The sequence below is a fragment of the Nostoc sp. genome, assembly GCF_036917675.1.
Taxonomy (GTDB): domain Bacteria; phylum Cyanobacteriota; class Cyanobacteriia; order Cyanobacteriales; family Nostocaceae; genus Nostoc.
The window spans coordinates 221,371-233,467 of sequence record NZ_JBALCT010000071.1; the positions used below are offsets into that span (position 1 = coordinate 221,371).

General features: G+C 42.7%; 13 protein-coding genes and 1 CRISPR repeat array (1 of these 14 cut by a window edge). Of the genes, 9 read left to right on the top strand and 4 right to left on the bottom strand.

Going from position 1 to position 12,097, the window contains the following annotated elements; translation table 11 throughout:
* The first annotated feature begins 394 nt into the window (after positions 1-394).
* Positions 395-1,300 (top strand): cation diffusion facilitator family transporter, encoded by a 906-nt coding sequence (locus V7K31_RS28100; protein WP_335099006.1) that lies wholly within the window; start codon positions 395-397, stop codon positions 1,298-1,300.
* A gap of 85 nt (positions 1,301-1,385) precedes the next feature.
* Here the strand turns inward: V7K31_RS28100 and V7K31_RS28105 are convergent, their stop codons facing one another.
* From V7K31_RS28105 to cbiD, 3 genes are all read right to left on the bottom strand, one after another.
* Complete coding sequence (locus V7K31_RS28105) at positions 1,386-1,835, bottom strand: response regulator (RefSeq protein WP_335099009.1); 450 nt, start codon at positions 1,833-1,835, stop codon at positions 1,386-1,388.
* A 482-nt stretch (positions 1,836-2,317) separates the two neighbouring features.
* The gene (guaA, locus tag V7K31_RS28110; RefSeq protein ID WP_335099012.1) at positions 2,318-3,940 is read right to left on the bottom strand and encodes a glutamine-hydrolyzing GMP synthase; all 1,623 of its coding nucleotides are present in this window, start codon (positions 3,938-3,940) and stop codon (positions 2,318-2,320) included.
* 224 nt (positions 3,941-4,164) lie between these two features.
* Positions 4,165-5,280: a cobalt-precorrin-5B (C(1))-methyltransferase CbiD gene (gene cbiD / locus V7K31_RS28115; protein WP_335099015.1), complete on the bottom strand. Its 1,116-nt coding sequence runs from the start codon at positions 5,278-5,280 to the stop codon at positions 4,165-4,167.
* Between the two features lie 388 nt (positions 5,281-5,668).
* On the opposite strand from cbiD, the gene cbiM reads away from it, so the two are divergent.
* From cbiM to V7K31_RS28140, 5 genes are all read left to right on the top strand, one after another.
* On the top strand, positions 5,669-6,349 hold the full coding sequence (cbiM, locus tag V7K31_RS28120; protein WP_335099017.1) for a cobalt transporter CbiM: 681 nt from the start codon (positions 5,669-5,671) through the stop codon (positions 6,347-6,349).
* 31 nt (positions 6,350-6,380) lie between these two features.
* Positions 6,381-6,755: a PDGLE domain-containing protein gene (locus tag V7K31_RS28125; protein ID WP_335099019.1), complete on the top strand. Its 375-nt coding sequence runs from the start codon at positions 6,381-6,383 to the stop codon at positions 6,753-6,755.
* Between the two features lie 239 nt (positions 6,756-6,994).
* Complete coding sequence (locus tag V7K31_RS28130; protein WP_335099020.1) at positions 6,995-7,237, top strand: hypothetical protein; 243 nt, start codon at positions 6,995-6,997, stop codon at positions 7,235-7,237.
* 101 nt (positions 7,238-7,338) lie between these two features.
* Positions 7,339-8,118: a cobalt ECF transporter T component CbiQ gene (gene cbiQ, locus V7K31_RS28135; protein WP_335099023.1), complete on the top strand. Its 780-nt coding sequence runs from the start codon at positions 7,339-7,341 to the stop codon at positions 8,116-8,118.
* Between the two features lie 20 nt (positions 8,119-8,138).
* Positions 8,139-8,924, top strand: coding sequence for an energy-coupling factor ABC transporter ATP-binding protein (locus V7K31_RS28140; protein ID WP_335099027.1), 786 nt, complete (start codon positions 8,139-8,141; stop codon positions 8,922-8,924).
* A 27-nt stretch (positions 8,925-8,951) separates the two neighbouring features.
* On the opposite strand, the gene V7K31_RS28145 is transcribed toward V7K31_RS28140, so the two are convergent.
* Positions 8,952-9,332 carry a hypothetical protein gene (locus tag V7K31_RS28145; RefSeq protein WP_335099029.1) on the bottom strand — a complete coding sequence of 127 codons (381 nt, stop codon included), beginning with the start codon at positions 9,330-9,332 and terminating at the stop codon, positions 8,952-8,954.
* Between the two features lie 193 nt (positions 9,333-9,525).
* Between V7K31_RS28145 and csx18 the strand changes: the two genes are divergently transcribed.
* The 3 genes from csx18 to cas2 all read left to right on the top strand — a co-directional run bounded on the left by csx18 (position 9,526) and on the right by cas2 (position 11,507).
* Positions 9,526-9,801: a CRISPR-associated protein Csx18 gene (gene csx18, locus V7K31_RS28150; protein ID WP_335099031.1), complete on the top strand. Its 276-nt coding sequence runs from the start codon at positions 9,526-9,528 to the stop codon at positions 9,799-9,801.
* 426 nt (positions 9,802-10,227) lie between these two features.
* Entirely contained in the window at positions 10,228-11,220 is a 993-nt protein-coding gene (gene cas1 / locus V7K31_RS28155) for a CRISPR-associated endonuclease Cas1 (protein WP_335099034.1), read from the top strand.
* Positions 11,221-11,225: 5 nt separating this feature from the next.
* Entirely contained in the window at positions 11,226-11,507 is a 282-nt protein-coding gene (cas2, locus tag V7K31_RS28160; protein ID WP_335099037.1) for a CRISPR-associated endonuclease Cas2, read from the top strand.
* A gap of 184 nt (positions 11,508-11,691) precedes the next feature.
* Positions 11,692-12,097: direct repeats of the CRISPR family, unit length 37 nt; unit sequence TGTCTCCACTCGCTGGAGAAACTAATTGAATGGAAAC (it continues 150 nt past the right edge of the window).

Consider the following 12,097-nt stretch of genomic DNA (forward strand, 5'->3'; position numbering starts at 1 on the left):
ACTTCTTGATAAGTACTAATATTACCCGAAGGAGGGGTCTGAATCCCACTCTGAAAGTTTTCCGCGTCTTCTTCAAAGACCACTGATGGAATTTATCGTATGTATTTTTAATACAATCTGTTCTGAACTAAGTGGACGTATGAATAACAAAATTAATTAAAATATTCCTGGAATTAATGCTAAAAATATGCTGTTATGTGTAAAGCCATTACTAATGCCTATCTAACTTGTAGCTACTGTTAGTTAAAAAGAATCTCAATAAATTGCGATAAAATATAGAGACTATAGAGAGACTTAACTGTTACTGCGTAAGACTTTGATGCAGTTTATTAGTGTTGATTTATGTTTTAAGTTTTACATTAGAAGTCATAGAACTTGATGTAATAAATTATCTATGACTTACGATAACCGCGCAAAAGTGCGAAAGGTTTTAATTATTACCCTACTGCTCAACCTGTTTGTACTAGGATTGAAAGCACTTGTGGGCTATTGGACAGGTTCTTTGAGTTTGCTAGCTGATGCCTTGCATAGTGTGACAGATAGCGCCAACAACGTTTTAGGATTAATTGCAAGTAAATTTTCTTCTCCACAACCCGATCGCGAGCATCCCTACGGACACCACAAATTTGAAGCTGTGGGAGCTTTAGGAATTGCCTCATTTTTAGGAATCGCCTGTTTTGAAATTCTGCAAGGAGCAATCGAACGAATTGTCAAAGGTGGTGGTGAACCTGTGAGAATATCGCCACCTGAGTTGTGGTTATTACTAATTGTGCTGGGCGTGAATATTTTTGTGGCGTTTTACGAACGTGCTGTGGGTAGGCGGGTAGGTAGCTCAATTCTCATAGCTGACGCTACACATACCATGAGCGATATTTGGGTGACAATCTCTGTAATTGGCGGTTTGATAGGAGTTTGGCTAGGTTATCAATGGATGGATTTGGTGTTATCTTTTCCTGTCGCTTTGTTGGTATTTTGGAGTGGTTGGTCAGTTTTAAAAGAGAATTTGCCTTGGCTTGTGGATCAAATGGCGATCGCACCAGAAGTAATTCATGCGATCGCTACTCCTGTTCCAGGTGTAATTAACTGTCATGATATTGCCTCTCGCGGTGTTCTTGGTCGTCAAGTGTTCATTGAAATGCATTTAATAGTAGATGCACCAGACGTAGAAACCGCCCACCACATCACCGAAGAAGTAGAAAGCCGATTAGAAGAAAGGTTCCGTCCAGTGAGGATTTTAATTCACGTCGAGCCACCAGGATATAAGTCTGAGCAAATTAGCTTTGAAAGTGGAGCAAAATAGTCTCAGCAATTCCAAATCACGCCCTGTTCAGAATATAGGACTCCGATTTGATTTTTGAATTGTTAACAGGATTTCATTTGAAATCTTATTCAGAAATCAGACAGGAGTCCGATAATGGGAGATTTAGATTCACCACTTTCATGTTGAGCATCAAATTTGCGACGATCGCAACTAGTTCTCCTGGATCAACTGGTTTAGCTACATGAGTCTGAAAACCTGCATCCAGGGACAGGCTACGATACTCGCTATCGCCATAGGCAGTTAAGGCAATAGCGGGAAGTTTTCCCCAAATATCAGGCTTCAGCGCCCGGATCTTGCGGATGAAGGTATAGCCATCTTCATCAGGCATAGCAATATCACAAATCAAGACATCTGGTTGCAACTCAGGTAGTACTTTCAATGCTACCCTTGCCGATGTAACTGCTATAACGCTGGCTCCATCAGCTTCCAACACGGTAGTAATGTAAAAACGGCTATCGTCATCATCATCAACTACGAGGATGTTTAAGCCAGCAAGGGGAAGAGCAGGTTGCATAACATCTCCATTAATGTTGATTAAATGAAAGTTATTTCTAATGATCTGCTTGTTTTTTCTCTATAACCACACCATTTATAATTTTACTGCGATCGCGCCTATTTTCCTAGACAATAACTCAATTCGTCCAACCACTATCCAATTGATGGTTAATTATTTCCTGGCATTTATAATTATTGACTGGATAACATTATGTTAGTGTTGAAATTACTTTACATTTAAAAAATTAACTTTAACGAATAGTTGAAATTCCAGAATAATCTTGCTAATTACTGATTGCTTTATTAAGTAGGTAGGCGTAATTAAATATAAGATAAAACCTCACCCTCAATCCCTCTCCCTGAGTTCGGAGAGGGAAGCCGGAGGCAGGGTGAGGTTTTATCTTTAAAAAATAAAAAATTCTGAATTTTGAATCTTTCAATCCAAAATCCAAAATTCAAAATTCGGTGATCAGCTTTTAGTTAAGTAAACTCAAAACTTGATTACTCCCATTCAATCGTTCCAGGCGGCTTAGAGGTGATGTCATAAACCACCCGATTCACCCCTTTCACCTCATTCACAATCCGGGTGGAAATGACTTCCAGGACATCGTAAGGGACTCTAGCCCAATCAGCAGTCATGCCATCTTCACTGGTAACAATCCGCAAAACAATGGGGTAAGCGTAAGTACGTTGATCCCCCATAACGCCAACAGTCCGAATTGGCAGCAATACAGCAAAAGCTTGCCAGAAATCATGATACATACCGCGTTGGTTAATTTCTTGCCGTACAATCAAATCGGCATCGCGCAAAATGTTTAACCGCTCAGATGTGACTTCCCCCAGGATGCGAATTGCCAAACCAGGCCCAGGAAAAGGTTGTCGTTGGACAATTTCTTCTGGTAAACCAATGGAACGCCCAACTTTGCGGACTTCATCTTTAAATAGTTTCCGCAGTGGTTCCACCAATTTAAATCTTAGGTCTTTGGGCAAACCGCCAACATTATGATGACTCTTAATTTTCACCGCTACCCGCTCACCAGTTTGGGAGTCAACGTTGGTGTCAGCAGATTCGATCACATCTGGATAAAGAGTCCCTTGAGCCAGATAGTCAAACTGACCGAGGCGCTTTGATGTTTCCTCAAATACACTGATAAATTCGTGTCCAATACGGCGGCGTTTTTCTTCAGGATCTGTGATATCAGTAATCCTAGCTAAAAAGCGATCGCGGGCATTAACATACTCTACAGGAATGTGAAACTGCTCTTGGAACAGCTTTACCAATCGCTCTGGCTCATACTTTCGCATAAAGCCTTGATCGATAAACACGCAAGTCAGTTGGTCGCCAATCGCCTTATATAGCAAGAAGGCCAGGGTAGAAGAATCCACTCCCCCAGACAGTGCCAACAGCACCCGCTTTTCACCGACTCTGGCGCGAATTTCTCGAATTGCCTCTTCGACAAAAGCCGATGTTGTCCAAGTAGGTTCGCAATCGCAGATATGATAGACAAAATTACGGATTAATGCTATTCCGCCAACAGAATGTACCACCTCTGGATGGAACTGAACGCCATAAAGTTTCCTTTCATGGTCGGCAATGGCAGCACAGGGAGTATTTTCTGTATGTGCAAGCAATTCAAACCCTGATGGCATTTGGGTAACTGAGTCTCCATGACTCATCCACATAGTAGTGCCATCTTCGACATTAGTGAGCAAATCTGTGGGATCATCAATATATAATGATGCTTTGCCGTATTCACCTCGCTCGGCCTTTGCCACTTCGCCACCGAGTTGGTTCACCATCAGCTGCATCCCATAGCAAACACCCAAGATGGGTATTCCCAAATTCCAGATTTCTGCGTCACAATGGGGAGCGTGATCACCATAAACCGAACTTGGGCCACCAGAGAGGATGATTCCCTTAGGATTGAGTTGGCGCAAATGTTCAAAAGTAGTGCGATAGGACAAAACTTCTGAGTATACTTGAGTTTCGCGGATGCGACGGGCAATTAGCTCCGAATATTGAGAGCCAAAGTCCAGAATTACAATCAATTGCCGATCAAGACGCCCAAAATGTTCCAATGTTTGGGGCGCTTGTTCTATTGGTAGAGTCACCACTGTATTCATGACGGGAGAGTTATGTCTGTTAAGGATAGATGCTTTGTGGTCTATGGTGATGCTATTATTCAGCCAGGATAGGCTGATAATGGTATAGAGAGCCTTTACAAACGCGAGTTTATGTGCGTTTGTCTAGTCCCTGAGTCGGAGATGGTATTAAAACGATAAACTGATCCGAGAGTGGTTACTTAAAAGACTATTTATTTGGATTGTTTACGATTATTCATAATAAATTAACATAATTTTCCGATCAACAGAGTCGCAGTTTTACTCTTCACAATAATTTTGCGATCGCGATCAAAGAGGATAGAGCCACAGACTGTAACTCCCGCGCCACGTTCGCTATGGCTTTGGATGTATTCTTGAGAACGAACATCGATGGTTTCGGCGATCGCAGTGTAAACTTGATTTACCCAATCACTACCAGTTGCAGCATCTAGCGATCGGAGATATGTCAGGGCGGCTTCGGCGGTAGCACTATTAAACACAGCTTGGATATCAGGTAATTTTAAACCAGCGATCGCACAGTGCGCTGCTAAAATTTCCCGCCGTCCATCAGCCAAGTAGTGATGGGTGTGAAAAATTCCCCCAGCGAGTTTCATCAGCTTACCGTGATAGCCAAATAATAAGATTTCTTTCACGCCCAGCACATCAGCTTCTACTAACATTGGACCGAGCCAGTTAGCAGTTTTGACCAATTGCTCAGGATTAATCCCTAGTTTGGACGCCAAATCTAGGCCATTCTCCCCGATACAGAATACCAAACTCTCAAAACGACTGGCTTTATTTTGTAATTCGGCCCGAAAAACTGCAAGCTGATCTGGTGTACTCAAAGGTTGAGAAATACCAGTTGTGCCTAAAAGGGAAAGTCCTTCAACCACACCAAAAGCCGAATTTGAAGTCCGAACAGCAAGCGATCGCCCTTCAGGTAAAATAATCGTCACCGTGATTTTTTCCCCCGGTGCTAACATCCGTTGCAAATTCTCTTGCAACAGCCTATGAGCATAGGTATAAATAGCCGGCTTGTTATCAGCATTCACCTGTCTGCCAATTCCTTCCCCTCCTTTAATAATTACAACCTCTTCACCTTCTTCTCGCCATTCCACCAATGCCCAAATCGGTGTATCTTTAGTCAAATCAAGATTATCACCAGGGTCACTACGGGCGATCGCTAAAGCCATACTCTCAGATAGTCCTGCTACCTGTTCAATTGCAATTTCTGCGATTTGGCTTGGTTCAATCAAATCTATAGAGGCTATGCTTAATGGTTGGCGATCGCGTAACCAATGTAAAGCTGCAACAGATGCAGCGCACGCAAATACTGGGAGTGTGTAGCCAGAACGAGACATTAATAAAAACAGTTTTAGACGGCAATTTAAACATCAACTGTAGCTTACTTTCTCCAAACTGCTGTTACAGTCCATTTCGCTTTCTTTGTTTGCAACTCACACTGAACTCCATGATGCACCGCACCCCTAACAGCTACTTTTAACTCGATCTCTTTATCGGTATAGTATTCACCAATTCTGAATTCTGCCCCCTGCCCCTTGCCTTTCTTTTTACACTTTTTATGCCCCCCTACCGCATTGAAATTTTTAGAGAATACATGGTCTACTGAGAAACTAGACCCTTAAATAATCTGGTTGCAAAGGACACTTCTTAAATATGAACACAGTAGCGTTCACGGGTATTTCGTCCTGGGGCTGGTCGTACTGGATAATACAGCCTCACTTAGCTATGCATATTCCAGATGGCTTCTTGAACTTACCCGTTATCCTTGTCACTTGGATAATTGCTATTGGTCTAATTGCACTAGCGATTAAGCGATCGCAAGCAGAATACCAAGAACGAGCTGTACCTTTAATGGGGGTTTGTGCAGCATTTATCTTTGCAGCCCAAATGATTAATTTTCCGATTCCTGGCGGCACTTCTGGACACCTTTTGGGCGGAACACTAGCAGGAGCCTTATTAGGGCCGTGGGCTGGGTCACTAGTGATGGTAACAGTATTCATCGTGCAGGGTGTTCTGTTTCAGGATGGAGGACTGACGGTATTAGGGGCTAACATCTTTAACATGGGATTGATCGGTACATTTGGTGGTTATTATCTCTATCGCACAGTTAGATTTGCTACAGGGCGCGATACCTTGCGAGGAGTGGTAATTGGCGCAGCGATCGCAGCTTGGACAAGTGTGGTGGTTGCTTCAGTTGTGTGTGCCTTGGAACTTGCTTTGTCGGGAACGATTCCTCTAGCGGTGGCTTTGACAGCGATGGCTTCTTGGCACGTCCTAATTGGCATTGGCGAGGCGCTGATTACTGTAGCAGCACTCAGTTTTATTTGGCGGACTCGACCAGACTTATTTTACGATCCGCCCCGTCAGACAAAATCATCTGTCTCTGGTCCCATTTCTCGGTATTAAAAGGTATTTACGGAATCAGGAATGAATGCTTATGAGTAGCAACCTCTCGCACTCGCGCAACCGGGCTTTTGTGATCGCTGGCTTAGGTATTGCTCTGCTGATTGCAATTTTCCTTTCGCCATTGGCTAGCAAAAATCCCGATGGGCTAGATAGAGTCTCCAAAGACCTGAAGTTTGACAGCAAAGAACTAGAACAGAAACCTGCTCAGAAATTACCATTTTATAGCATATTTAATGAGTATGCTGTTAGAGGTGTACCATCTGCGATCGCCACACCATTGGCAGGTTTAGTGGGAACGTTAGTAACTTTTGGTTTAGCTTGGGGTATTGGCAAGTTAGTTGTGCGTGGTTCTGGTTTACCTTCCACAGAAGATGATGCTTATTCAGACTCAGATACGCCAGAGTGAAAAAGAATTCAGAACTTAGAATTCAGAACTTAGAATGCAATCAGTCGGGATTTAAACCTATTTATTCATCCGCGCTTCTCCTGTCAAAGACGCTGCGCGTAGCTTGGCTTTTGAGTAGGGGTACGGGTTGGTGCAGTCGCTCATGGGGAGAAAATACGCAACGTGGTAGCTCCCTTTTTCCAAAGCTACGGTGTACACAAGTCCTAAAAACTTAGCTTGATAAAGCTTTCCTCATTCTCATGCAAAGCATTCTCAGTCAATGCAATGGCATTCTTAGTCAATGCAATGGCATTCTTACTCAATGCAATGGCATTCTCAGTCAATGCAATGGCATTCTTACTCAATGCAATGGCATTCTCAGTCAATGCAATGGCATTGCAGGTCAAGAGAGTTGTGTGTACACTGTAGTTTTCCCAAAAAGAGAGGCTAGCGCCAAGGGACAAAACCGTTCTACTGACGCTCGTTTGCCTAGTGTATCGTAGACAAAACTCGCTACCGCTTCGCTAACACAACTCCTACAGAATTTATGCTGAATTCTGACTCCTGAATTCTTCTTGTTAAATACAGATACGAACTTAACATCATGCTGCTACACGTTGGGGCTTTTCTGCTGGATATCGATAGCAAACAAACTACTCCCTGGCACAAACTTGCTCCCCGTACCCGCATACTCTGTACATTGTTGTTTGTGTTTGCCATTGTCCTAACACCAGATGGGCATTGGTGGACTTGGGCTATTTATGGATTAGCTCTCTTGAGTCTATTATTACTGAGTCGAATTACCCTATTAGTACTACTAAAACGATTGGTAGTTGAGCTAACATTTATTGGTGTTGTTCTCCTGGGTACGTTGTTTCGGGGTGGGGGCGAAGTGTTATGGTCTTGGGGGCCATTACAGATTACGACAGTCGGGTTAACTATCTTGGGGAGTGTGACGTTTAAGGCATTGCTATCACTGTTGATACTTAACTTACTGACTTTAACAACTTCGGTAACGGCACTGCTTCACGCTCTGCTAGAACTGAGAACTCCACCACTCTTAGTAGCAATTTTGGCATCTATGTATCGCTATATCAGCGTATTAATCGGCGAGTTTAACGCGATGCGTCGAGCAGCCGAGTCCCGAAACCTGATGAACAACAACCGCTCAATCCGGTTAATTTTTGGCAATATGATTGGAGCGCTGTTTATCCGCACTTATGACCGGGGAAATTTGGTTTATCAGGCGATGCTATCACGGGGTTATCAAGGAGTACCACCAATGATGGAAAAAGCTTCGTCAGGCGGACGATCTGACGTTGTGGCTTTGAGTTTAACTATAATTTTGGCACTGTTGGGTCAGGCTATTTACTGGCGGAAATAACATTTGTTCACGTTGTATTAATGCATCATAATCCCATATCAATTCAAAATCTTAGCTATACTTACCCTGACGGAACTCAAGCTTTGAGGGACATTAATTTGTCTATCAAAGCAACTGAGCGAGTGGCATTAATCGGAGCCAATGGTTCAGGAAAATCTACGTTGCTGTTACATCTCAATGGAATTCTCATGCCTCAGTCGGGACAGGTGACGATTGGAGAATGTCCTTTAACTGTTGAGAATTTGCGAAAAATTCGGGATTTTGTCGGGTTGGTATTCCAGAATCCAGATAATCAGTTGTTCATGCCAACCGTTTGGGAAGATGTTGCTTTTGGCCCGATGAATCTGGGTTTGCAAGGCGAGGAATTAATACAGCGAGTTTTGCAAGCGATGGCAGCAGTTGATATTGATCCCCAATGGTATGGGCAACGCTATATCGGTAATTTATCTGGAGGTGAGAAAAAACGGATTGCGATCGCTGGAGTTTTGGCAATGAACCCACAGATACTAGTATTTGATGAACCTTCGGCTCAATTAGATCCGCGTTCGCGTCGTCAATTTATTGAACTGCTGCAAAGCTTACCTCTGACGCAACTGATTGCAACCCACGATTTAGACTTAGCTTTAGATTTGTGCGATCGCACAGTTGTTCTGAGTCAAGGTCAGATCGTCTATGATGGCAAAACTGAGAAGGTAATGAGCAATCCAGAGTTTTTGCTTGGGCACGCTTTAGAGTTACCACTAAGCTATAGTCGCCCCTATTGTCAGCTGGAACATGCACCTATCAGCCCATCTCGCTCCAGTTAATTTACTTAAAACAATCATATTTAATTGTTACCTAAAAAGATAGGCTTGGGATGCCAAAGCATTAAAAGCTACTTTTAATTCTGCCTGAGACATGGCACCAGTACCCAGATAATATCCCCAACGATACATTCGGCGTTCTAGGATGCCATAGCGGCGCAAGGTTTCTAAGTCTTTTCGCAGAGTAGCGATCGCCGGATAATCTTCTGGTAATCTGATTCTACACTCGACTGCTAATTGCTGTAGGGATGTTCGTACTTGAGTAAGTGCATCGTGTTGTTTGTCATAATTGGTGTTGATTAAATCGGGACAACCTATACCTGGATTCTTCAGCAAAGTTGCAATTAGCAACATCAGGCGTTCAAAGGATAGGCGTTCCGCGTAGGGGTGAGATGTCGATTTTTTGGGCATGAGGAATTAGGAATTAAAAAATATTACTACTGCGAGTAATAATGTAGCGTCAATTCTTTATACACAATAGTTATAGCTTGGTTATAGTGGCAGCATCAATTATTTTCTTTTACTGGCTTCTTGGTGAGTTCGGGGATATCGTAGTTAGTAATGGTACGGGATATTCACCTTTAAATAAGTCATATTTATAACTATGTATATTTCTCATCGCGGTGCTAAACTACGTAATACTTTGGTATCGTTTTTCAATGGAAGTGTGACTCTGGTGATTTTGCTGATTGCTCCTTTGGGTTTAATGGCAGTAATTATCAATACTCTCTTAGTGACTTTCGCTACTTATGTTGTTTCCAACGTGGCAGATAAAGTTATTGCTGGGCTAGAACCAGGACAGAATGCAGAGTTAACGGCTTCATCTCAGCCTAGAAATCGTAATTCACGGCAATCTTATCTCCAGCGATGGTGGCGGTAACAACCTGACTTTTCATGTGGAAAAGCTCACGAAAAACCTAACCCTCTTGCCGACGCGGGAAGGGGGAAAATTCAAAGTTTCTCTCCTTTTAGGCTACGGTGTACACACAAGTTTTTCTCAACGCAATTGATGGTTAAGTCTCATAACCTCACCCTGGTTCTGCTACGCAAAACCTGTCCCTCTCCTTATAAAGGAGAGGGATGTCCGATTAGGTCTTTGACGCTCATTTCCTCTGAATCATTGTCCTGTCCCTCTCCTTACTAAGGAGAGGGATGTCCGATAGGACAGGGTGAGGTTTTAAAGGACTTTTGGGTAATCGGATAACTTGTGTGTACGCCGTAGCTTTTAGGAGAGAGATTTTCCAGACAACGCGAAAAGTCAGGGTAACAAAAAATTCATAATTCATAATTTGTAATTCATAATTCTATGCGAACTCTCTACGTTTCTCAGCAAAATTGTTATGTGTGTTTGCACCAGGAGACTTTGCTTGTTAAGCAAGGAGAGACTATTTGCGGTGAGGTGCAATTACCTTTATTGGAACAAGTTCTGATTTTTGGTAAGTCGCAAGTTAGCACCCAAGCAATTCGCGCTTGTTTATGGCGAGATATTCCGATTACCTATTTATCGCGTATGGGTTTCTGCTATGGCAGGATTTTACCGATTGCTAGGGGATATCGCCAATTATCCCGCTATCAGCAGCAATTGTCACCAGTGGAAAAGTTAATCTCTGCCCGTGCGATTGTGCAGGCAAAGTTAAAAAATAGTCGGGTGTTGATGCGACGACAGCGAAAAAGACTAGAGTCTCAGATTCTAGAAAATGTGCTGCAAAGTCTTGATTATTTGGCTAATCAAGCGGCGGAGGCTGATTCAGTTGAGAGATTGATGGGGTTTGAAGGTGCTGCTGCTGCACAATATTTTTCTGCTTTTGCTGAGTGTTTGACTAATACAGATTTTGTATTTACTGCGCGTAGCCGTCGTCCTCCGGGAAATCCTGTGAATGCAATGTTGAGTTTTGGCTATCAGGTTCTTTGGAACCATTTATTAGCATTGATTGAAATTCAAGGACTTGATCCTTATTATGCTTGTTTGCACCAAGCACATGATGGTCATCCAGCGCTAGCTTCTGATTTAATTGAAGAATTTCGCGCCCCAATTGTCGATTCTTTGGTGTTGTGGTTAGTTAATAGTAAGGTGGTGAATGCCCAAAAAGATTTTGATTATCATGATGGAGGATGTTATTTAAATGATTCTGGACGGCGGAAGTATCTTCAAGCTTTTTTACAAAGGATGGAAGAAGAAATTCAAACTGACTCTGGGGAGAAACAACCGAAATGGGATTTGTTAACGCAGCAGGTTAAGGCGTATAAGCAGTTTGTCTATAAGCCTAGCTCACTTTATCAGCCTTATCAGATTCGTTAGTTTATATGTTTTTGTATGTGGTGGTTTATGATATTCCTTGTGACAAACGCCGCAAAAAAGTATCAGATTTATTAGAGGGCTATGGTCAACGTGTTCAATATTCGGTGTTTGAATGTCGATTGTCTGCTGATAAATATAAGGAACTGCGTCGCCGACTCCAGAAAATAGTTAAGTTGGCTGAAGATAGTCTGCGGTTTTACCCTCTGTCACGTCATACTTTAGAACAGGTGGAATGTTGGGGTGTGGGTCCACCTGTTACAGAACTTCCAGGTTCGCTAATTATTTAGTTTGGTTGCGAGGGCGTCTGGAAATCGCTGAAATGCTGATTGTGTCGCTTACCCCCTCGCCGCCTTGTCTTGTAAGGGTTTCAAGGATTTTTTTTACCGATGTTTTTGATTTTGCTGTCTCAAATTCTGACCCCCTCGCAAACTGCCTCTGGACTCTTGGCTGGATAAGGGTTTAAAATCGAGGGGTCTCCACTCGCTGGAGAAACTAATTGAATGGAAACGACAATTCATTATCCCAATCAATTGCATTAGAGATTATGTCTCCACTCGCTGGAGAAACTAATTGAATGGAAACTTCTTCTCACACTCCTGATCTAGATGTTGCTGTATGAATGTCTCCACTCGCTGGAGAAACTAATTGAATGGAAACATTGTCTTGCCAAGTCACTCAAGTCTTCTTGGGTTCCAGATATGTCTCCACTCGCTGGAGAAACTAATTGAATGGAAACCGAGAAAAGAGCCACATTGACAACATCTTTCTTGGTGTCTCCACTCGCTGGAGAAACTAATTGAATGGAAACGCATATTTTAATATTGGGTGAATCAAGGTACGGTGTCTCCACTCGCTGGAGAAACTAATTGAATGGAAA